Annotated in this window: 23 protein-coding genes; 14 read left to right on the forward strand and 9 right to left on the reverse strand. The window is 39.4% G+C overall.

Annotated elements, in window-relative coordinates; all coding sequences use genetic code 11:
• The first annotated feature begins 106 nt into the window (after positions 1-106).
• The 8 genes from MHH68_RS06065 (at position 107) to hag (MHH68_RS06100) (ending at position 8,375) form a co-directional block, all read left to right on the forward strand.
• Positions 107-1,240, forward strand: coding sequence for a Rap family tetratricopeptide repeat protein (locus MHH68_RS06065; protein WP_058014243.1), 1,134 nt, complete (start codon positions 107-109; stop codon positions 1,238-1,240).
• A 224-nt stretch (positions 1,241-1,464) separates the two neighbouring features.
• Positions 1,465-1,698, forward strand: coding sequence for a hypothetical protein (locus tag MHH68_RS06070; protein WP_041815429.1), 234 nt, complete (start codon positions 1,465-1,467; stop codon positions 1,696-1,698).
• A gap of 227 nt (positions 1,699-1,925) precedes the next feature.
• Complete coding sequence (locus tag MHH68_RS06075) at positions 1,926-2,375, forward strand: GyrI-like domain-containing protein (protein WP_144462280.1); 450 nt, start codon at positions 1,926-1,928, stop codon at positions 2,373-2,375.
• 137 nt (positions 2,376-2,512) lie between these two features.
• The gene (locus tag MHH68_RS06080; protein ID WP_339165553.1) at positions 2,513-3,142 is read left to right on the forward strand and encodes a hypothetical protein; all 630 of its coding nucleotides are present in this window, start codon (positions 2,513-2,515) and stop codon (positions 3,140-3,142) included.
• A 165-nt stretch (positions 3,143-3,307) separates the two neighbouring features.
• On the forward strand, positions 3,308-4,489 hold the full coding sequence (alr, locus tag MHH68_RS06085; protein ID WP_339165554.1) for an alanine racemase: 1,182 nt from the start codon (positions 3,308-3,310) through the stop codon (positions 4,487-4,489).
• A gap of 108 nt (positions 4,490-4,597) precedes the next feature.
• On the forward strand, positions 4,598-6,193 hold the full coding sequence (locus MHH68_RS06090; RefSeq protein WP_339165556.1) for a kelch repeat-containing protein: 1,596 nt from the start codon (positions 4,598-4,600) through the stop codon (positions 6,191-6,193).
• 231 nt (positions 6,194-6,424) lie between these two features.
• Positions 6,425-7,264: a flagellin Hag gene (hag, locus tag MHH68_RS06095; protein WP_095285038.1), complete on the forward strand. Its 840-nt coding sequence runs from the start codon at positions 6,425-6,427 to the stop codon at positions 7,262-7,264.
• A 289-nt stretch (positions 7,265-7,553) separates the two neighbouring features.
• Complete coding sequence (gene hag / locus MHH68_RS06100; RefSeq protein WP_044141245.1) at positions 7,554-8,375, forward strand: flagellin Hag; 822 nt, start codon at positions 7,554-7,556, stop codon at positions 8,373-8,375.
• 31 nt (positions 8,376-8,406) lie between these two features.
• Here hag (MHH68_RS06100) and MHH68_RS06105 read toward each other — a convergent pair whose 3' ends face one another.
• Positions 8,407-9,879 carry an FAD-dependent monooxygenase gene (locus MHH68_RS06105; protein WP_339165559.1) on the reverse strand — a complete coding sequence of 491 codons (1,473 nt, stop codon included), beginning with the start codon at positions 9,877-9,879 and terminating at the stop codon, positions 8,407-8,409.
• 220 nt (positions 9,880-10,099) lie between these two features.
• On the opposite strand from MHH68_RS06105, the gene MHH68_RS06110 reads away from it, so the two are divergent.
• Positions 10,100-10,924: a methyl-accepting chemotaxis protein gene (locus MHH68_RS06110; protein ID WP_058014231.1), complete on the forward strand. Its 825-nt coding sequence runs from the start codon at positions 10,100-10,102 to the stop codon at positions 10,922-10,924.
• A 36-nt stretch (positions 10,925-10,960) separates the two neighbouring features.
• On the opposite strand, the gene MHH68_RS06115 is transcribed toward MHH68_RS06110, so the two are convergent.
• Positions 10,961-11,332: a DUF5412 domain-containing protein gene (locus MHH68_RS06115; RefSeq protein WP_058014230.1), complete on the reverse strand. Its 372-nt coding sequence runs from the start codon at positions 11,330-11,332 to the stop codon at positions 10,961-10,963.
• A 244-nt stretch (positions 11,333-11,576) separates the two neighbouring features.
• On the opposite strand from MHH68_RS06115, the gene MHH68_RS06120 reads away from it, so the two are divergent.
• Positions 11,577-12,200, forward strand: a complete 624-nt coding sequence (locus MHH68_RS06120) for a poly-gamma-glutamate hydrolase family protein (protein ID WP_061407445.1) — start codon at positions 11,577-11,579, stop codon at positions 12,198-12,200.
• Positions 12,201-12,216: 16 nt separating this feature from the next.
• Here the strand turns inward: MHH68_RS06120 and MHH68_RS06125 are convergent, their stop codons facing one another.
• Positions 12,217-12,765 (reverse strand): ImmA/IrrE family metallo-endopeptidase, encoded by a 549-nt coding sequence (locus MHH68_RS06125; RefSeq protein ID WP_061407448.1) that lies wholly within the window; start codon positions 12,763-12,765, stop codon positions 12,217-12,219.
• 310 nt (positions 12,766-13,075) lie between these two features.
• Between MHH68_RS06125 and MHH68_RS06130 the strand changes: the two genes are divergently transcribed.
• Entirely contained in the window at positions 13,076-13,975 is a 900-nt protein-coding gene (locus MHH68_RS06130) for an N-acetylmuramoyl-L-alanine amidase (protein WP_061407451.1), read from the forward strand.
• Here the strand turns inward: MHH68_RS06130 and MHH68_RS06135 are convergent.
• The 6 genes from MHH68_RS06135 to MHH68_RS06160 form a co-directional block, all read right to left on the reverse strand.
• The gene (locus MHH68_RS06135) at positions 13,964-14,095 is read right to left on the reverse strand and encodes a hypothetical protein (protein ID WP_260850301.1); all 132 of its coding nucleotides are present in this window, start codon (positions 14,093-14,095) and stop codon (positions 13,964-13,966) included. The genes MHH68_RS06130 and MHH68_RS06135 overlap by 12 nt on opposite strands.
• Positions 14,096-14,195: 100 nt before the next feature.
• Entirely contained in the window at positions 14,196-14,372 is a 177-nt protein-coding gene (locus tag MHH68_RS06140; RefSeq protein WP_080984789.1) for a type II toxin-antitoxin system SpoIISB family antitoxin, read from the reverse strand.
• Positions 14,341-15,111 carry a type II toxin-antitoxin system SpoIISA family toxin gene (locus MHH68_RS06145; protein ID WP_339165562.1) on the reverse strand — a complete coding sequence of 257 codons (771 nt, stop codon included), beginning with the start codon at positions 15,109-15,111 and terminating at the stop codon, positions 14,341-14,343. The genes MHH68_RS06140 and MHH68_RS06145 overlap by 32 nt, the downstream gene beginning before the upstream one ends.
• Positions 15,112-15,248: 137 nt before the next feature.
• A complete protein-coding gene (locus tag MHH68_RS06150; protein ID WP_058014225.1) occupies positions 15,249-16,247 on the reverse strand; it encodes an inorganic phosphate transporter in 999 nt (332 codons plus the stop codon).
• Between the two features lie 15 nt (positions 16,248-16,262).
• The gene (locus MHH68_RS06155) at positions 16,263-16,880 is read right to left on the reverse strand and encodes a DUF47 domain-containing protein (RefSeq protein ID WP_003212390.1); all 618 of its coding nucleotides are present in this window, start codon (positions 16,878-16,880) and stop codon (positions 16,263-16,265) included.
• A 206-nt stretch (positions 16,881-17,086) separates the two neighbouring features.
• Positions 17,087-17,545 carry an ASCH domain-containing protein gene (locus MHH68_RS06160; protein ID WP_339165564.1) on the reverse strand — a complete coding sequence of 153 codons (459 nt, stop codon included), beginning with the start codon at positions 17,543-17,545 and terminating at the stop codon, positions 17,087-17,089.
• Positions 17,546-17,772: 227 nt separating this feature from the next.
• On the opposite strand from MHH68_RS06160, the gene ggt reads away from it, so the two are divergent.
• From ggt to MHH68_RS06175, 3 genes are all read left to right on the forward strand, one after another.
• Positions 17,773-19,524, forward strand: coding sequence for a gamma-glutamyltransferase (gene ggt, locus MHH68_RS06165; RefSeq protein WP_339165566.1), 1,752 nt, complete (start codon positions 17,773-17,775; stop codon positions 19,522-19,524).
• Between the two features lie 653 nt (positions 19,525-20,177).
• On the forward strand, positions 20,178-20,645 hold the full coding sequence (locus tag MHH68_RS06170; RefSeq protein ID WP_058014222.1) for a PTS sugar transporter subunit IIA: 468 nt from the start codon (positions 20,178-20,180) through the stop codon (positions 20,643-20,645).
• 53 nt (positions 20,646-20,698) lie between these two features.
• Positions 20,699-22,072 (forward strand): PTS transporter subunit IIC, encoded by a 1,374-nt coding sequence (locus MHH68_RS06175; RefSeq protein WP_058014221.1) that lies wholly within the window; start codon positions 20,699-20,701, stop codon positions 22,070-22,072.
• The last annotated feature ends 8 nt before the right edge of the window (positions 22,073-22,080 follow it).

The following is a 22,080-nucleotide window of genomic DNA, read 5'->3' on the forward strand; positions in this document are numbered from 1 at the left end:
TAAAGAAGCTTTTTTTGTTCTTTTGCGGTTTCTTTTCGGTGCCGGACGATTTATGAAATGATAATATATGTCATTATAGGGAAAATAGAGGAAGGGGTAAGGGCTGATGGAGAAAGTGCTTTCTTCTCACGTCGGTTTGAAAATCAATGAATGGTATTATCACATTCAACGATTTAACGTACCAGACGCCGAAGCATATAAAGAGGAAATCAAATCAATGCTTGATCATATGGAAGAAAATCAAGATTTATTATTGTATTTCTCACTTATGGAGTTCAGACATAAATTAATGCTTGATTACTTGAATCCTTTAGAAAATGGGAAAGAGCGGGCGAACTTTAGGGAACTCGCACTGAAGATCAAAAGGGATCAAGAGAAATTAACAGGATTGCTCGAGTATTATTTCAATTTTTTCTACGGCATGTATGAATTTGAAAACTATGAATACCTAAATGCGATTACCTTCTATAAGCGGGCAGAAAAAAAGCTGTCTCTTGTCAGCGACGATATTGAACGTGCCGAGTTCAATTACAAGATGGCAGAAATTTATTACCACATGAAACAAACCCACATGTCGATGCACCATATTGCACAGGCGATAGACTGTTACAGAGAAAAAGATACATACACAGTGAGAGAAATTCAATGTTCTTTTGTGATTGGATTAAACTATATCGATATGGGCTGCCCCGAAAAAGCGATACCCCATTTTCAACACGCACTAGAAAAAGCCGCCGACAACTCAACAAAACGATTAAAAGGATCAGCACTTTATAATTTAGGGTTGAGTTATTTTCATAACAAAGAATTAGCACAAGCGATTACTCATTTTAATGATTCAATTCGAGCATTTAAAGAGCAGGGATACGAGCATTTAAATAGAATCTTAGATCCGCTCATTATGTTGTCAAAAGCCTACTTCAAAAAGAAAGAACAGGACTTAGGTACATATGCATTAAATAACGGTATAGAACTATCTGAAAAGCTGAAAGACCATGTTCTATTATTGATATTCAAGTTTTTAAGATCTCTATACATTGACAACAATTTTGAGCAGTTGGAAAAAATAATGGAATTGTTAGAAGTAAAGTCAATGTATCCTGACCTCGAAGATTTAGCAAAAGATGCTGCAAAATATTATAATGAAATGGGAGATAAAGACAACGCGATGCATTTCTATGAAAAGATTCTTTATTTCCAAACTCAAGTAAAGCGGGGGGACTGTCAGTATGAAATTTAAAACGTTATCAGTGGTATTCGTGATGATTAGTGTCATAAGTGTTGTTGGTTATTTTACGTCTGAAGTGACAGCAAGTCATGATGAAGCTAGGAGAGGTCACACTGCAAGTATTGGTTATACTGCTTAAGTAAAAAGCCCTTTAAGGGCTTTTTACTATAAAACGGAATATACGCTATGAACAAAGAATATTTTCTCCATAGAAAACATACTGAGGAGGAAGTGAAATGACAATGTTAAAATCAACAGTATTTCGAAAGATTTTCATTATATTTTTTGCTTTAACCTTTATGATTAGTCTGTTCAATATGGCTGTGTTTCCAGGGACACCAGTGTCTTATTATGTTGGCCTGGTTTGTAAGATGTTGTTTATCAGCTTGTTAAATGGTCTGTTTTTCGGAACAATTATCTATTTGATTGTTACCCTTCTCTTTGCTAAATCTTCAAAGGAAAATCAATAAACCAGTGAGCGGCTAAAGACCGTTCTTTTTTATTTTTAAAAATGGGATATGCTATTTAAAGAGATGATGAGATGACTTAATTTATGATCTAAATCGCAATTCCAGTGAATATTTTTCCAACATAATTCAATTATTTTTAATAACCTGCTGTATTATATTTTAAAGGATGTTACCGTTGGATGTAAGGAATGATTGGCCAATCTTCCAATAAGAGTTGGAGGGAAATCATGAATTACAAAATTGAAATGTTAACGAATATGAAAATGGTGTATATGAGAAATATAGGACCATATGGCAGCAAAGAAAATGTAGAGATGATGAAGAGATTTAAAAAATGGATCAATCAACATCAATTAATTGATGAATTAAAGGAATTTGGTATATATGGTGTTCCTCAAGATGATCCTGAAAAAATTTCATCAGAAAAATGCAGATACGACCTCATGTTGATGACAAATAGAGATTTCTCAAAAGGTCAAATGGTTCAGACTGGACATTTTGAAGGGGGAAAGTATGCTGTGTTTACAGTGACACATACAACCGAAAAAGTGAATTTGTTTTGGAGCCAATTGCCTCAAATGATCCAAAACAATCAATTGAACATGCGTCAGGCATCTATTATGGAACGATATAGAGAAGAAGAAGGCGTGTGTGAATTCTTACTGCCTATCTTTTAAACACTTGAATGAAGTTCAATGGGAAAACAGATCTTTATGGTCTGTTTTCTTCATATAAATATTCTTAAATCACCTTACTTCAAATGCTATACTATGGCTAAACCATTCATGAAGGGTCATGATAGGAGGAGCATTGTGTGATATTCATCATAGGCATTATCATTGCTTTTATGATTGCTATTTTAGGTTTTACTGTTTTCGTAGATGTAGGGAATGGATTGGTAACGGCTCTTAGCATCATCGGAGGAATGGTCATTTTATTCATTGCCGGTAGATTACAAAGGCGAAAAGAACAGAATGATCCAAACATATTAATGGATAAAATGATGATGCTTTTTCACGAAGATGGGTTTCGAGCATCTACCTATTTCTTCTCAGAGCAAGTTGATAAGGGATTTGCGATTGATGATGAGTTAAAGAAAATGCGCTTTATTGAACATCAGCCTGATGGGTCAACTAGTAAAAATAGATTTGCAGTCACTGAGCTATACTTGAAAGATTTGAAACAAGTTGTGATGTTAGAAGATGGGGTGCCGATTGCTTCAGCTGAGAGAGATGATAAAGAAGAGGTCTCAACGCTTGAATTAAGATTAATAATGAATGACCGAGAGTCATCAACGATCACGATCAACTTCTTGCAATTTGATGTGCCTGTTCATAAAAGCAATGCTCAATACTTAGCTGAACGGGAAAATTTGCAGGAGATTTATCATGATATGGATGCAATGATGAAATCGGCGGATGAAATTGAATATCATCGCACATAGAGAAGAAATCACAGTTGATGTGGTTTCTTTTTTTTTGTGAGACAAGACAAAGCAGGTTCAGTCATTGTAGCTGAATGTTTTTCTCAAAAATGAATAAAGATAGACTAGACACAAAAGCGAACATGGATATAGAAAGAACGCTCATGTGATGAGGAGGAAAAATAAATGAAAAAGCTATGCAGGGAAGTCTGGATCGAAGTCAATCTTGATGCGATTAAAAGAAATATCGAAGCCATTCAAGCGCATATTCCGAGGAAAAGTAAGATCATGGCTGTTGTGAAGGCGAATGCTTATGGACATGGCTCAGTGGAGGTAGCTCGGCAGGCACTAGAAAGCGGTGCGACGGAGCTTGCAGTTGCTAGCTTGGAGGAAGGCATTGTGCTGCGAAGAGCAAAAATTGAAGCGCCGATTTTGGTTCTTGGGTTTACGCCGCTCGACTGTGTGAAAAGGGCTGCGGCCTGGAGAATTGATCTATCTGGCCTTCGTGAAGACTGGATTGTTGAAGCAAATGAGATCTTAGCAGAAGAAGAAAGTCAGCACCGTCTTGGGATTCATGTCAATGTCGACACAGGGATGGGACGATTAGGTGTACGAAGGAAGGAAGAGCTTTTAGGCGTAGTGGAGGCACTAGAAAAGAGTGAAAACCTTAGCTGGAACGGAATTTTTACGCATTTCTCCACTGCGGATGAGCCTGACCCTGATTTCACGCTGCTGCAGCACAGTATTTTTATTGATTTTCTTCGCTTTTTGAAAAAACAAGGAATTAAGCTGCCGACCGTACATATGAACAATACAGCGGCTGCTATCGCATTTCCTGAATTTAGCGCCGATATGATTCGGCTAGGCATCGGACTTTATGGACTGTATCCCTCGCAATACATTGAAAGCTTAGACGCTGTTCAGCTAGAGCCGGCTCTCAGTTTAAAAGCGAGAATTGCGTTCGTGAAGGAAATGGTCACAAAGCCAAGGACCGTCAGCTATGGGGCAACGTATGTAGCAAAGCCTGATGAAGTTATTGCCACCATACCAATCGGTTACGCAGATGGGTACTCACGTGCTTTATCAAATCGGGGATTTATGCTTTTCCGCGGAGAACGAATGCCGATTGCTGGCCGAGTCACAATGGATATGACGATGATCAGTTTAGGAGAAATGAAAGCAAAGCAAGGCGAGGAAGTCGTCATATACGGACGTCAAAAGGGCGGAGAAATTTCTGTCGATGAAATCGCTGAAATGCTCAATACAATCAACTACGAAGTCATCGCCACCCTAAGCCGCCGCGTCCCAAGATTTTATCGTCGAGGCGGGAAGATTATTAAAATATCGACGCCGGTGATGTATGTGTGAAGGTAAATAACAGGAAATGCTGATTCTAGTAAACAGTGATAAAAATTAAATTTTATTACAAATATGTCGATAAGAGGAGGGCTATTTAAGATATGGAGGAAAAAAATGATGAAAAAAGGATTATTTCTAGTGCTTTTGACCATTTTTATGATGGTCACAATTCATCCGTTAAAAGCTGATGCAGCTGAGGCAAATGGCTGGACGAAGCGAGCGGATTTACCGGAAGAGAGACTTCATTCAAGTTCCGTAGTAGTAGATGGGAAGATTTTTGTTTTTGGGGGAAGTAGTGAAAAATCACATAGTAATAAAAATACCTACATGTATGATCCTGACAAAAATGAGTGGAGTTCAAAAGCTGAAATGCCAAGAGAAAGAACAGATAGTGCGGCAGTGGCGATAGGGAAAAAAATATATGTCATTGGAGGAGCATATCAAGATAGCACAAAAACAATTGATATTTATGATGTAGAATCCGATACATGGTCAGAAACACCAATTAATATACCAAACCTAGCTGTGACAAAAGGGGATATAAGCGCGAGTGTTGTAAATGATAAGATTTATATTCTTGCAACGAATAAAAGTCCTTATCAAGAACATAATTTTTATAGTTATGATACAAAAACGGATACATGGCAACAATTAAAAATGTTTCCTCAGCAACTTACTGGTATGTCTATGTCAGAAGTCATTAACAACAAGATTTATGCCACAGGTGGAGAAAGAACAGTTAGTAATCTCCATAATGCCCAAGTATATGAATATAACATTGAAACAAATCAATGGGTACAAACGAAATCAAAGTTAAATTTTTATCAACTAGGGGCTGCATTTACGACATATCAGGGGAAATTGTTTATGGCTGGAGGACAGTATGACGACAGATCCAGTCTATTATCACCATACACACAGTTTTATGATGCTAAAACGAATTCTGTGAAAAGAAGCTCGATCAATTTACCTGAAGCTAGAGTAGGTTCAAGTGCTGTAACGATTGAGGATACCATATATATCATAGGTGGACGAAATTTCAAGCAAGATTATCATTCAAAATCGATTAAAAGTGATTACAAATCAGTAATCTCTATCTCATTAAAAGACTTGCAAATTGCTGAAGGTGAAACAAAGCCAGACGATGGTTCAGCAGAAGAACCAAAAGATCAGGACGGGACAAAGCCAGGTGATGGCACAGCAGAAGAACCGAAAGATCAGGACGGGACAAAGCCAGGTGATGGCACAGCAGAAGAACCAAAAGATCAGGACGGGACAAAGCCAGGTGATGGCACAGCAGAAGAACCAAAAGATCAGGACGGGACAAAGCCAGGTGACGGCACAACCGAAGAACCGAAAGATCAGGACGGGACAAAGCCTAGTGATGGCACAACTGAAGAACCAAAAGATCAGGACGGGACAAAGCCTAGTGATGGCACAACCGAAGAACCGAAAGATCAGGACGGAACAAAGCCAGGTGAAGAAGTAACAAAAGGTATACTTTCAATTACCATGATAAACGGGTTGCAAAAGGATTATTTGCTTTCAATGAAAGAAATTAACGATTTTCTAAACTGGTATAAAGAGAGAAGTTTTGGAATTGGGATGAACTTCTATGAAATCAATGATGAGCATAATAAAGGGCCTTTTACAAGTAAGAAGGATTATGTGGTGTACCAAAATATCTTAATGTTTGATATCAAGCAATACTGATATTCATAAAACGATAAAGCTGCTGATGATAGATCAGCAGCTTTTGTTTTTATAGAATTGTTCAAATTAGGATCAACATCATGAAAAAATACGATATTTTTTTAAAAATCTGCTAAACATCCTATAACTATGTCCGATAATAGAATTGTCAGGGTTGATAAGCCCTAGAACAAAGGACTTTTTTCAGACAAGGACGTCTGTCAGGTCCCACATACATGGAGGTAATAGGAAATGAGAATTAACCACAATATCGCAGCACTTAACACTTTAAACCGTTTGTCTGCAAACAACGCTTCAAGCCAAAAGAACATGGAGAAACTTTCTTCTGGTCTTAAGATCAACCGTGCAGGAGATGACGCAGCAGGTCTTGCGATTTCTGAAAAAATGCGTGGACAAATCCGCGGATTAGAAATGGCTTCTAAAAACGCACAAGACGGTATCTCTCTTATCCAAACAGCTGAAGGTGCATTGACTGAAACTCACTCAATCCTTCAACGTGTTCGTGAACTAACTGTTCAAGCGGGTAACACTGGTACGCAAGATGCAACTACAGATCTTAAAGCGATCCAAGATGAGATCGACAACCTTTTAGATGAAGTAGATGGTATCTCTAATCGTACAGCATTCAACGGTAAAAAATTACTTGATGGTACGGCTACAGATGGATTCACTTTCCAAATCGGTGCTAACAAAACTCAACAATTAACTGTTAATATTGGTAACATGGGTACTGCTGCTACTGGTCTTGATATGTTGAAAGCAGATTATGTTGTAACAACTGCTACAGCTGCTAATACAGATGCTTTATTAGACAAAGTAGATGCTGCAATCAATAAAGTATCTTCTGAGCGTGGTAAACTTGGTGCAGTCCAAAACCGCCTAGAGCACACAATCAACAACCTTGGTGCTTCTGGTGAAAACCTAACAGCTGCTGAGTCTCGTATCCGTGACGTTGACATGGCGAAAGAAATGAGTGAGTTCACAAAGAACAACATTCTTTCTCAAGCGTCTCAAGCAATGCTTGCACAAGCGAACCAACAGCCACAAAACGTACTTCAATTACTACGTTAATGAAGAGCCCCTTTTATGGGGCTTTTTTTTATGCTGTTTTTTCTTCGCATTTTCTCCAGTCTTATGATTCTTAAATCCCTCTGACAAATCATGAAAAATGACCTTTAGATTTGGCATACTCTAGCGAAACGATCATAACGAATGAGACTTTTACCTCATTTATCCCTTTTTTGTTAAACAAATTCCATTAAAGTTCGATAAATGGATTGTAAGGCTTACAAAAAAATTCTAATTTAGAACTTTTGGACAAGGATGTTCAATTGGTTCAAACACATGGAGGTCATTTAATATGAGAATTAACCACAATATCGCAGCACTTAACACACTGAACCGTTTGTCTGCAAACAATGGAGCAGGGCAAAAGAACATGGAGAAGCTTTCTTCTGGTCTTCGTATCAACCGTGCAGGAGATGACGCAGCAGGTCTAGCCATTTCTGAAAAAATGCGTGGACAAATCCGCGGATTAGAAATGGCATCTAAAAACGCACAAGATGGTATCTCTCTTATCCAAACAGCTGAAGGTGCATTAACTGAAACACATGCGATCCTTCAACGTATGCGTGAATTAACAGTTCAAGCGGGTAACGTTGGGACTCAACAAACAGAAGATTTAACAGCTATTCAAGAAGAGCTCACGGCTTTGGTAGATGAAATTGATGGGATTTCTCAGCGTACAGCATTTAACGGAAAAAATCTGTTGGATGGTAGCGTTGAAGATGGATTCCAATTTCAAATTGGCGCTAACATTGAGCAAAACATCAACGTTCAGATCGGCAAAATGGACGCTGAAACCTTGACTGTCAAAGATATTAAAGTAAATGAAGATGGTTTTGACTTTGACGTTGAAGTAGCAAAAATTGATGAAGCCATCGGCGCAGTATCTAAACAGCGTTCAGCACTTGGTGCCGTCCAAAACCGCCTAGAGCACACAATCAACAACCTTGGTGCTTCTGCTGAAAACTTAACGGCTGCTGAGTCTCGTATTCGTGACGTTGACATGGCGAAAGAAATGAGTGAGTTCACAAAGAACAACATTCTTTCTCAAGCATCTCAAGCGATGCTAGCACAAGCCAACCAACAGCCACAAAACGTACTTCAATTATTACGTTAATCAAAAAGCCCCTTAAAGGGGCTTTTTTGTTTCAATTGAATGACAGTAGTTGCTGTAAACGAAAGTCAGGAACCGCTTCATGGAAAAAAGCCCGATTGCGTTCTTCGTCCTCTTGATCCCACTGACTCCACCATTCAGCCGTTTCGCCAGAAGTGTCGGCTTGAATCATGTCATGCAGCTGTTCTAAGTTGATGATGTCTCTCGGTTCAGTTAAAAAAGAATGCATTCGGTGATACGCCTCAAGACGTTCAGGCTGTTTTGTTACTATGGCGTATTGTACGTAGCGATTTAAAAATCCTTGTACGAATGTCAAATGGGGAATGGTTGTTTCTCCTTTTAATTCAACGCCTTCCCACGCCATATCAGCAATCGCACAAAGCCACCAGCCAAGTTCATTGGCATGCTGCATTTGTTGTAATGTGTCCTTTTCAAAAGATAGCTGCTTATTTTTTTGTGCTTGTTTGAGCATACGCTCAAGAACTTGTGCTTCGAGTGCGGCCTTTGTCATTCCTTGCCCGTGAATAGGATCTAATGTACACAAGGCATCGCCCATCACCAATAATCCACTTGGCCATTCGTGCATTTGTTCATAGTGATGTCTCACGCAAGAAGGAACTCTAAACCCTTTTGGTTTTGTATAGGGCGTTAAATGAGTGATGGCCTCTGCTATTGCTGGATGCGCGAGTGCAGCCGTTTCTGAATCAAATTGATCAGCATCCGTTGTTGGATAATGTGATCCGCCAGCTGCAGAGAGAAGAACAGCTACTAAATCATGATCTACGCGTTCAAACAGTCCTGTTGGAATTTGCCTGTCTGGCTGACCCACGACGACCATTGATTGCTGGTATGGCGCTTCTGGTGGTATTTTGTAATATCTAGTGCTGTAACCGAGTGACACACTTAATTCATCTGTCTGCGGTAAGGTCAGTCCAGCATCTTTCAGCCATTTTGGCAATTTAGACATTCTTCCAGACGTATCGATCACTAAATCTGCTTTCATTTCAAAAATGCGTCCCGGCTTTTGATGCCGATCTTTCACGATCAGTCCGATGACTTGATTCGTTCCCTCTTTCAACTGAAGTGAGAAGGCTTCATGTTTTTCTAAACATTGCACCCGTCCCTCATTTAACATTCTTTGCATTAGCACCCACTCTAGCATGGCACGTCTTGTAACGGCTGTTTCTTCTGTATCAGTAAGCGTTAATTCACCATCTTTTGTGATAAATCGAGAGGTTTGTTGCCATGTATTAAATCCGCCCATTGTCAATAACTCTTTTGTATAGCCAGGGAATAGACGTTCAACGATTTGCTTGCCTAGTGGCAGCATTCTATGTGGATGAAAAGCTTGAGGAGTGCCGAGACGATTCTTAGGAGAGTCTGGCATTTCGTCCTTTTCGATAATAAAAACTTGATGATAAAACGTTGATAAAACTTTTGCAGCGAGTATTCCCGTCATACCGCCGCCAATGACGATCGCCCGCTCATAAGTCATAGGTTGTCTCACAACATGCGCCTCCAATGAATATATATAAAATGATTACATGACCATTTCATCATATGTTGATACTTAAATTATAGCAAATTTACGTTTTGTTGAATATAGAGAGGGAATTTCCCTCTTTTTACTCATACATATGAGAAATAACTTTCATCATCATTATTTTTAAAAAATAACTATTATTTTAAGAAAAGCGACCGATAAATAATATAAGGGGGTAGAGAAATTGGATATACTACAGAGTATAGTGACAGCAGCACCTTATATGATGCAGATTTTAAAAAATGAAGTGACGATGGGTGTCATTGACCGAGAGAAATTTTTGCTGTATTTGCCATCGAAAGATGTTGATTTTCAAATTCGAGCTGGTGAACGTATTAAACCAGATGATCTGAATATGAAAAAAGCGCTGAGAGGTGAGACATCGAGTATGTTTGTGCCTGAATCAGTATATGGAGTACCTTTAAATGCAATGGGATTGCCCATTTTTGATGAAAACGGGCAAGTGATTGGTGCCCTCGCTTTAGGATTTCCGCTCAAAAATCAAATAGAGCTTGAAGCGTATATGGATTCATTGAATGACATTATTCAAAGTATTCAAGAAAAGGTGCACGTGGTGGCGGCGCATTCAGAGGAGCTTTCTGCTACAAGTGAGGAGATGACCTTACAAACGCAGCAAACTCTTGAAAGCTCGAAACAAACAGCCGATATTACAAAAATGATTAAAGGCATCTCGAAACAAACGAGTTTGCTAGGATTGAATGCGTCAATTGAAGCGGCCAGGGCAGGAAAAGACGGAGCAGGTTTTAGTGTTGTAGCAAGTGAGGTTCAAAAGCTTTCAAGTGAAACTTCACGTGCAACAGAAAACATCGAAAGCTCATTACAAGGAATTTCCTCCAATATACATACATTACTTGAAAGTATGGACCATATGAAAGGTTCTTCATCAGAACAGGCTTCACTTGTGACGGAATTTAGCGAAATTGTTGATCGATTGACAACGGTTAGTACAGATATGAAGAAATTTATGCAAACCGTCATGGCAACGTAAAAAACGAATCCAAGAGGATTCGTTTTTTGTATGTCGTTATTTTCTCTTGTTCTGATCAAAGCGATAATCGTAGGTGTCGCCTTTCACCACATTTAAAAACTCATGTCCAATTTGAACAAGCTGTCCGTTTTTCCATTTGATGAGAGGGTCCTTATCAGGGTATTTCCAGTAAATCGTTTTCTTGCGATGGGTCAGTTTGTTTTCAATTTCTGCTCTGACTGCGTTTTCCTTTAGCTTTCCTCCGCTATGCTGATAGGTGTTGATGATATACATTCCGTCAGGTGATGACATCGAGCGGATGAATGTTCCGTGAGACACGCCTTGAAGAGAGAAGCATTTCCAATAAATAATGCCAGCGAAGCTAAGGAGTAAGATGATAAGAGTGAGGGTGGTTTTCTTTTTTAACATGAATTCCTCCAGATGTAGATCACAATATTTCTAATTTATGAGAGAGAATACAAAAAGATTCATATAGTCCAAAAGTTCTATTCGTTTCAATTATCGGTCATTTTTTCTCAAAATTCAACAGAATGCCGTAAATGTAAGGAAAATTTAAGGAAGAATTCAAGTGGTATATTTGATTCGAAACCTCTTTACAAAAGAATGAGGGATCAGTAGACTTATGCTCATATAAAGAAATGGAGCAGATGACATGATGCAAATTATCGATACGTATCAAAATTATGAAGAGCTCTCCGCTCATGAAAGAAAAGGGATTGATTATCAAATTCTTCACGAGCGGAAAGGTGACCAGCTGCTAGTTTTGTCTCCTCATGCTGGAGGAATTGAATCAGGCGTGAGTGAGCTTGTTCATGAAATTTCTAGTGACTATTCTATGTATTTATTTGAAGGCCTTAAAGTAAAAGGCAATCATGTGCTTCATATTACAAGTACACGCTTTGATGAGCCGCTTTGCCTTTCAGAGGTGCATACCCATCATTATACGTTTGCACTTCATGGCTACGGAGAAACAGAGGAGCTTCAAACGTTAGTGGGAGGTACGGACAGAGAAAGAGCGGCAGAAACTGTGAAGCGTTTAACGCAAAATGGCTTTCAAGCATTGCTGCTAGCCGAATCTGATCGTTTTTCTGGAACGCATCCTGATAATATCAATAACAAATGTCTGACAGGAAAAAGTGTACAACTTGAAATTAGTCAGGCTCAAAGAAGAGCATTCTTTCAAGACTTTAGGCGTCAATACCGGCGAGATACACAAACTGAACAATTTTATCGGTACACAAATGTACTCAAACAAGTATTAGCTCTTTATGTATAAACTTTTATGCGATAATTTACGTTTGATAAGCAGCTTCTTTTTCAGCGACTCTTTCTGCTTTCATTAAATAAGACGTAAACTCCTGCTGAAAGCGAATACCTGCTTTTCGCTGTTCGAATAAGGCAAGCCGCTTTTCAGCAAAAGTCCAAGTGACATGAAACGTTTGAGCAATATGAAAAATGGCTTGCTGCCGAAGGGGTGGAAGCTTCATTTTCATCAGCATAAAGGTTGGAACACAAAAGTGATACATGAATTGTTTTGCCTGAAACTCCTGCAATTCTCGAAAGAGTTTGTTCATTTTGAAATGATTGCCTGTATGCTTTAGCACATGACAAAGCTCGTGGGCAAAATCCTGCCACTGTTCTTCAGGTGATAGGGATCTGTTTAAGATAATACTGTAAAGACCTTGATGCTGGATCATCATGCTGCCAGTCTCCTCGTAATGGACCCATACGCGAAATTCAGAAGCGATCCTTTGCATCTCTCTATAAGCAGGACCGCTTATTTGTAATTGAGCATATAAACGCTTAATATCTTCTTCTAAATGGGTTAAAAAACCAGTCATTTGAAAACCTCCATACAAACGTATGTTCTATTTTTGGCGTAAAAGAAAAGTCCATATAGGACTAAATAGCTAAATGAGCTATTACTTACTTTTATTATCGGTTTATTTTTAACAATTTTAACATAAAATCAAGGAAAAATGGAATTAATTCCTGTTTTTTTCTGTATTTTTGCACGTTTCACGACTAAAAAGAGTGAATTGAATTCAAATTTTACCATAGTCTTCTCATGAAAACAAACAAGTATTGTCTTACGAATGCCACCGATTGATGAGAAAGATCAATTCAATCTAGCAAAAGGGAGTGCAGTACATGGTACAAATTTATCAAGATTTTATTCCAGTTGGAAACGGAAACCGCCCAGGGTATGCGATGGCACCGGAGTATGTAACGGTGCATAACACAGCAAACACGTCAAAGGGAGCGGATGCGAAAAGTCATGCGGCCTATGTAAAAAGCCCAACGACAGAGGTGAGCTGGCACTTTACAGTGGATGATCATGAAATCTTTCAGCATCTACCGTTAAATGAAAATGGTTGGCATGCAGGGGATGGTCATGGGAATGGTAACCGGAAGTCGATCGGAATTGAAATTTGTGAGAATGTAGATGGGAATTTTCAGCAAGCGGTCAAACATGCACAATGGCTCATTCAAAAGCTGTTAAAAGAACATCACATACCGCTAGCAAATGTGGTCACACATCAGTACTGGTCAGGAAAAGCATGTCCACGCCAGCTTCTATCTACTTGGAATGAATTTAAAAAAGGGATTGAAACAGCAGAAGATCCTGAGACGGTCATCACATATGTCGTGAAAAGCGGGGATACGTTAACGAGTATTGCAAAAGCTCATGGGGTCACAGTTCAAGATTTACAGAAGTGGAATGACATTAGTGATCCGAATAAGATTCAAATTGGACAAGTTCTCAAAATTTATCGTAACGATGCAAAGAGCTTGTATGAGCTGCCAGATGGGGTTTTAAAGGTGACTTCTCCATTGACAAAGGGAGAGCACGTACGCCTCGTCCAGCAGGCGCTTGCTGCTGTTTATTTTTATCCTGATAAAGCAGCTGCAAATAAAGGAATAGACGGAGTTTACGGAGAAAAAACGGCGAACGCCGTAGCGCGTTTTCAGCTGGTAAATGGTCTGACAAGTGATGGGGTATACGGACCTAAAACGAAGGAAAAGCTTCTGAAGCTGTTAAATCAGTGAGTGTTTCTGTTTGGATGATTGGATGACTGCTTCACTTTGTTCATTTAATCGACGCATATAAGGCGACGACTTAAATTCAGCAAACTGAACATATCTCAATTGTTTGATTTTCTTTTTCATTTATTGGCACCTCAATCGTTGCAGCGTATAGATTATTGTATGCAAGTCTATGTAAAAATGGAAGCAGGACGCGGATTTTGTTCCGCGTCCTTTAGTGTAATCATGCCCTTTTATTTTTATACTCATCCAATAGCTGTTCATTCTTTTTAAAAATACGTTCTGTATGGGGGCTTACCTTGTAATCCGCCATACTGATATGTTGCTTTTTCTTTAAAATCTTAAAAGGGTTTTTCTTGCGATTGTTGTTATCCCCTTGAAGTGCGTGGTCCATCTTCATCACCTTCCTCTTCGTCAGGCAAGATTAGGTCATAAATTGTTGTAAGTGATGTCATTAATAAATAGTCGAACTCAGTGACAATGTCATCAGAGGTGAGCTTAATGACGAAGTAATCATCTGCTACAGAAAACGGGATGAGCACCAATTTGCCGAAATCATCGTAATAGACTTCCTGCCTGTCAAGCTTCGCCTGAATAAGAGCTCGTTGGTCAAGTGTCCGGAGCAGGTCATCTTTTTGTTCCTGCGTATCGTAAGGACAAAGCACTGCTTGAATATTCATCTTGTCGGCAAAGGAATAAATGAGCCGTTCAATTCCCTCTATATATGCCTCTACACTTCCATAATATACATGAATCGGTTCGTTTTTCAATAGGTATTGGTACGTTTTTAGTTTATTGAGGTAAGAATGAAGTAGATCATTGTTTTGTTCTAGGAGTTGGTGGGTGTCGGTTTCTAGTTCGTGATTTCCGAATTTTTTAATATAGGAGCTGAGAAAGATGAATGCATCGGTTAATGCGAAAAAAACGGCAATAATTAAGTAGTGCATCCAATCGGTGAAGATTGAAGAAGGGTCATTTGTCCAGTACACAACAGCACCAGCTACATAAATCCAATACCACGTTTTACGAATGGCAAACATCTTTTCTTTTACTTTTTGTTCAAAACGCCATACGGCAAATACATATACAGCAAGGGCACCCAGCAATAACCACACGGTCAATTGAAAAAATAATAGCATGATTTTCTCTCCCATAGACAGATGGATACTTACTTTATTTCTATGGATATGATTGGAAACCCTGCTTCATGAAAAAATGACTTGTAGGAAAAGGGTGCAGACAAATAAAAAAAGACCTGTCAGACAGGTCTTTGATATTAGATAATCGCATTTAACACAAAGTATATAAGAGCCCCGAGAGTTCCTGAAATCGGTAATGTAATTACCCAAGTGACAAGCATACGTTTTGCCGTACCCCAGTTTACCCCTTTTACTCTGTGTGCAGAACCTACACCTAGAATAGAAGATGAGATCACGTGAGTGGTACTAACAGGTAAGTGAATAAATGTCGCACCGAAGATAATAGCTGCACCCGTTAAATCGGCAGATACTCCGTTTACTGGACGAATTTTCATAATTTTACCGCCGACTGTTTTAATAATCTTCCAGCCGCCAATAGACGTACCTAGTCCCATTGCAAGCGCACAAGAGAATTGTACCCAGAAAGGAATATCGTCTGTTGTATGCAAATTCCCTGCAATTAAAGCCATCGTAATAATTCCCATCGCTTTTTGCGCATCGTTTGTTCCGTGGGTATACGATTGTAGTGCTGCAGTTAAAATTTGAACACGACGGAATTGTTTATTTGTTTTTGCGAGATTGTGGTTTCTAAATATAAATTTGACAATGGTGTACACGATATATCCTAATACGAAAGCTAGGATAGGTGAAAGCAACAGTGCTTGAATGATTTTAATGAACCCCGAATAGTTTAAAGCGCCAAAACCAGCAGATGCAATAACAGCTCCTGCAATTGATCCGATCAGTGCATGCGAAGAACTACTCGGAATCCCGTAATACCAAGTAAGCAAGTTCCAAGTAATGGCCGCAATTAAAGCAGCCAAAATGACGACAGAACCGTTTTGAAGTGTAAAAGGATCTGCGATGTCTTTTGTAATGGACTTTGCCACACCTGTAAATGTCATTGCTCCTAAGAAGTTCATAAACGCTGCCATAATAATAGCATGTCTAGGCTTTAACGCCTTTGTTGAAACCGAAGTGGCAATGGCATTTGCTGTATCGTGGAATCCGTTGATGAAATCAAAAGCAAGTGCACAAATGACAATAAATATGGTAAGGATGAGTAATGTGTCCATGTTTAACTAACCCCGTTACGCATTCTTCATTATGATTGTTTCTAGATTGTTGGCAACACTTTGACAGGAATCAGCAATTTCTTCAAGTGTTTCGTAAATTTCTTTGTATTGAATGACCTTGATTGGATCCGTTTCTTTTCCAAACAAGTTCTTGAGTGATTTACGATAAAGATTGTCACAATTGTGCTCGATCTCTTTGATTTTGATTGCGTGTGGTTGAATATCTTTTAAGCGATTTTCAGCCAGTAAATCGATTGTAATTAAAATTTCCTTCGCACATTCTCTGATGTAGTGGCTGAATTTGTCGATATGTTCGTCAGAGCTTGTCATTGAATAAATTTCCATTGTCGCTGAAAAATGCTCAATTCCATCTAAAACATCGTCGAGGCTATTCGTCAATTGAAGAATGTCTTCACGTTCAATCGGTGTAATAAAGGCTTTGTTCAGCTCTTTAATCATAGTATGAACATGATTATCACCTTTTGTCTCATATTCCTTCAATGTGTCAGAAAATTCTTTCAGAGTGGTTTGATTTGTTACTTTATAGCTAACAAAATACTCAGCAGTTTCATCTAAATTTTTAGCAATTTCCGTTAACAAGACGGAAAACTTGTCTTTTTTCCTTTTTAACATGTAAAAACCCTCCATTGTATAAATGAGACAATGCACACATCAAATAATTATATATTCTTTTGTCGAAAAAAAACAGGTGTAGTCGAAAATTTCTTCACTTTTTCTATTTGATCTTATTCTGACCTAAAGATGTGTTCTCATCACACCTTTTTCAGAAAGGAGAAAAGAAATGAAAAAAGCGGTCCTTTTTTGGCGCCGCTTAAAGCTTAAGAAGCTGAATAAACAAGTTTAAATCGCTCGCAAACGAGGAGCATGTCTTCTTTAAATTCTAATCCGTACGGTTTGAGTGATTCTGTGAAAAATGCTTCATGGGCTCTGTACCAATAGTGATAAGAAAGATCGCCTTCACCTTCTGCTTGGGCAAATGATTCTGGAACTTCATTCATTGGCATGACATCTACATGCGTGATCTCTATGATGGCTTTTGGTTCGTCATGGCTGTCCAAAATGACCGCATATTGTCCTGCCTTTGGAAGCGGCTCCTGTTCCTTTTCGTAAAAAAGATGTCCAGAACATGTCGCTGTTTTTTTCCCTTGCAGAACAAGGTCAAGTAAATGATCTGGGTCTGCTCCAAATGCCCAAGCGGAAACAGATGCGTCAATTAGTGCGCTTTCTGATTTTTCTTTCCAATAAGTTTCCCAAAATAAAGTGCTTTTTTGATTCATCATTCTTCCCCCTTTGCGATGCGTTTATTATACCGCGAAATCAAAAACATGAAAGGATAGTGTCTTTATCCCTACTTAGTACGTGTGTCATATGTTTTGAAAATCCACTTTACATTTGATGAATATAGGATGATAGAATGAAAATTTTAGAAATTTTAGAATAATCTATTGTATTCTGGTCAAGAAGTCGGTATGGTCAAAGTAAGAATATGGAAGGGGTGTTGTGTATGAAACGCATTTCTCTAACTATTTTGTCCATATGTCTGTTGGTTTTCTCGTTTTTTCTGCCTGTCGGTCAGGTCACTGCAAACGAAACTCATGGGAATAAAGTAGCTGTTGGGAAAGATGGCATGGTGGCTACTGCCCATCCGCTCGCATCAGAAGTGGGTGCAGATGTATTAAAGAAAGGTGGAAACGCTGTTGACGCTGCTGTTGCCATCCAGTACGCACTGAATGTGACAGAGCCAATGATGTCTGGAATTGGTGGCGGAGGATTTATGATGGTTTATGATGGGAAGACAAAAGAAACATCCATCATCAATAGTCGAGAAAGAGCACCACAAGGCGCAACACCTGACATGTTTTTAACAGATGAGGGGAAAGCCATCCCGTTTGCTGAGCGATCCACACATGGTAATGCTGTTGGTGTTCCAGGGACTGTGAAAGGTCTTGAGGCGGCATTAGATAAGTGGGGAACCCGCTCAATGAAGGAATTGATTAAGCCTTCCATCCAGCTTGCAGAGGATGGATTTGAAATCGATTCTGTCTTGGCAAAAGCCATTGATGATCATCAAGGAAAATTGAAAAAAACGGCTGCAGCGCCCATCTTTCTTCCAAATGATCAGCCGCTCAAAGAAGGAGACCTCCTAGTTCAGCCAGGCCTTGCAAAAACATTTAAGCTCATTGCGAAAAAAGGAAGCAAAGCATTTTATGAAGGAAAAGTAGCAAAGGCACTTGCAAATACAGTCCAAGATTTTGGCGGGACAATGACAACTGATGACATTGGTCGTTATGAGGTCGAGAGTGACAAGCCTATCTGGGGAGACTATAAAGGATACCAGCTTGCAAGTATGCCTCCACCAAGCTCAGGCGGGGTGTTTATGCTGCAAATGCTCAAAATACTTGACCACTTTAACCTATCTCAATATGACCCCAAATCATTCGAAAAATATCAACTACTTGCTGAAACGATGCATCTCTCCTATGCTGACCGTGCTGCATATGCCGGCGACCCCGAGTTCGTAGATGTTCCACTAAAAGGACTATTAGACGATGATTACATTTCAGAAAGAGCCTCTCTTATTCAATTAGACAAAAAGAATCTTAACCCGAAAGAAGGAGATCCGTGGGCGTATGAGGATGAAAAAAATCCATCTCCTATTGTACCGCAGCCTGAAGATAAAACCATTGGTGAGACCACACATTTTACTGTTGCCGATCAGTGGGGAAATGTTGTGTCGTTCACGACAACCATTGAACAGTTATTTGGTACGGGGATTCTCGTCCCGGAATATGGTTTCTTCTTAAACAATGAACTAACAGATTTTGATGCAATACCAGGCGGAGCAAATGAAGTTCAGCCGAATAAACGACCGTTGTCCAGTATGACACCGACCATCATTTTTAAAGATAATGAGCCTGTCATGACAGTAGGTTCACCGGGAGGAACAACCATCATTGCTTCTGTTTCACAAACTATTTTGAATTTGCTTGAATATGAGATGGAGCTTCAGGATGCAGTTGAAGAACCAAGAATTTATACAAACAGTCCTACTTCTTATCGTTATGAAGTAGGTGTCCCTCTCGATGTGAGAACAAAACTTAATGATATGGGGCATCGTTTCGGCAATTCGCCTATTGATATAGGAAATGTTCAAGCGCTACTCATTGATCGAAAAGCAGGAACCTTTACTGGAGTGGCTGATTCCTCAAGAAACGGAACTGCCGTTGGCGTCGATTTAAAGCTCTCTGCCCAATAAGAACATTTCCCGGGAAAAGAAGCGCCTCTTGAGGATGGCGTTTCTTTTTTTATTTATATAAAAGAAACACAGCGGATCAGGGAATCGAAGACGCTTTGGCCATTTGAAGTACAGACTGTAATGTATTTCAATGGCTAAGGGTCTTTTTGCGTATGAATGACAAAGTTGTTGCTTACATCAAAGAGCAAGTACTGAGTGATTAGAAGAAGTCACATTTAATAAGAAGTAGAGCAGAGTTGATGAAAGATGCAGAAAAGACTGCATCTCAGCGTGTAGACAAACCCTCGCATTCGGTGTCAGTCCTGCGCGTCGGTACTCACGGATGTTAAATTCGTTCCGTTCCTGTGCTCGTCCTTCCTAAACTGCAAAGGTTTTCTATCACGCTGAAAAGAAGACAAAGGGCTAAAATAAAAATCATTTTAGCTCTTTGTCAACAATCTGAGAGGCAGAAAAAACTGCATCTTTTTTTATAAAATTTTTCCTAGGAACATTGACTTATAATTTAGAATATTATAATATCTTTACAAAGGTAACAACATTGAACATTTTTCTATATGTGTATTTGTAAGCGCTTTATAAAAGGTTCTATTCTAAAATGTTCTTTCTTTTTGTTACATGTGTTCACATTTATACCAAATGAAAGGGGTGGTTGTTTGAACAACTTGTTTGAGTTAGATGAACAACTGATCAAGCTGCAGTACGATGCATCTTCGAGAGAGGAGGTGACCACATATTTAGCAGAGCAATTAGAAGCAGGAGGATATATTAAGTCGAGCTTTTTACCAGCGGTGCTTGAAAGAGAAAAAACATATCCTACAGGCCTTCCACTTGCGACCTTTGGGGTAGCAATTCCACATACAGATCCTGAGCATGTGAACAAACCGGCGATTAGTGTAGCCACTCTAAAGGAACCTGTTATGTTTCACAAGATGGGGAGCCCTGATGAAACTGTGCTGGCCAAAATTGTGTTCGTCCTAGCAATCTCTGAACCTAGTAAGCAGCTTGTGATGTTAGAGAAGCTCATGACACTTTTTAGAAAAGAAGAGGTGATGACGAAGCTGTCTGACATGACGTCGTATGAAGAAGCGGTTGCTTTGCTTCAGAAAGAATTAAACCAATAGCCTTTGACAAAATAATGTAAGCGCTTTATTCGAAAAATCCAGGAGGTGGATGTATGATCAAGCAAGCTGTCGATTTTATATTAGACCTTGGACCAACTATTATGCTCCCGATTATTATGACGCTTTTCGGTATGATTTTAAGGCAAGGCTTTAAGAAATCCTTCCGAGCCGGTATTACGATCGGAATTGGGTTTGTCGGTGTCAACCTTGTCATTAATTTGCTTGTGAGCGGCCTTGGGCCAGCAGCAAAAGCCATGGTTACTTCCCTTGGGCTAAAGCTCGATATTTTGGATGTTGGATGGCCGATTGGAGCTGCTATATCCTTTGGAACACCCGTTGCCCCTTTGATGATTCCTCTTGTGCTTTTGTTAAATGTCATCTTATTGTCCGTTAATTTTACGAAAACATTGAATGTGGATATTTGGAACTTCTGGCATTTGATTTTCGCAGCCTCTGTGACTTACTACGCTTATCATAATATGTTCTTGGCACTTGCTGTTGGTTTGATCGTCTCTGCTATCACACTTAAATTAGCCGATTGGACGGCACCGACAATCGAACACCACTTTGGATTGAAAGGCGTATCGATGGCTCATGCTGAAACGGTCAACTTTGCGCCGCTTATGTATGCGTCTAACCGCATCATTGACAAGATCCCTGGTTTAAACAAAATTCATGCTGATCCAGAAACATTGAAGAAACGTTTTGGCATTTTTGGCGAACCACTTGTGATGGGTCTCATACTTGGTATCATTATTGGTCTTTTAGGTGGATATGATGCGAAAGGCGTCATGACGCTTGGTATTCAAATGGCAGCAGTTCTTGTACTAATGCCAAGAATGGTTGCGTTATTAATGGAAGGTCTTATTCCAATCTCTGAGGGCGCTCGTTCTTATATTCAAAAGCGCTTCCCTGGAAAAAATGTCTATATTGGTTTAGATACAGCGATTGTGATTGGTCATCCGGCAAATATGGCGGTAGCCCTTCTTATGGTGCCGATTACGATTCTACTTGCGGTCGTTCTGCCTTACAATGGCATGCTGCCGTTTGCTGACTTATCAGTTCTGCCGTTTACAGTTGTATGGGCAGTAGCAGCCGCTCGTGGAAATATTATTCGTGGCCTTATTAACAGTATTTTTACATTAATGATTGTCTTCTTTATCGCAACAAATCTCGCACCGCTTGCGACAACAATGGGGAAAGCAGTCGGATTTGACTTCCCAGAAGGAGCCAATATGATTTCAGGTATTGACCTTGGTTCCCACGTCATTCCTTGGATCATGGTGAGACTTCTTGATCCGAGCAACCCATACTTTATTGCAGCCATCATCTGTGCTTTGGCTTATGCGCTTCTATGGTACTGGGTGCGAAATGATATTAGAAAGCAGTATGCGAAAGAAATGGGCTTAGATCAGAAAGATCAATAAACGAGCTG

The sequence above is a fragment of the Bacillus sp. FSL K6-2841 genome, from assembly GCF_037976435.1.
In the GTDB taxonomy this organism is placed as follows: domain Bacteria; phylum Bacillota; class Bacilli; order Bacillales; family Bacillaceae; genus Bacillus; species Bacillus pumilus.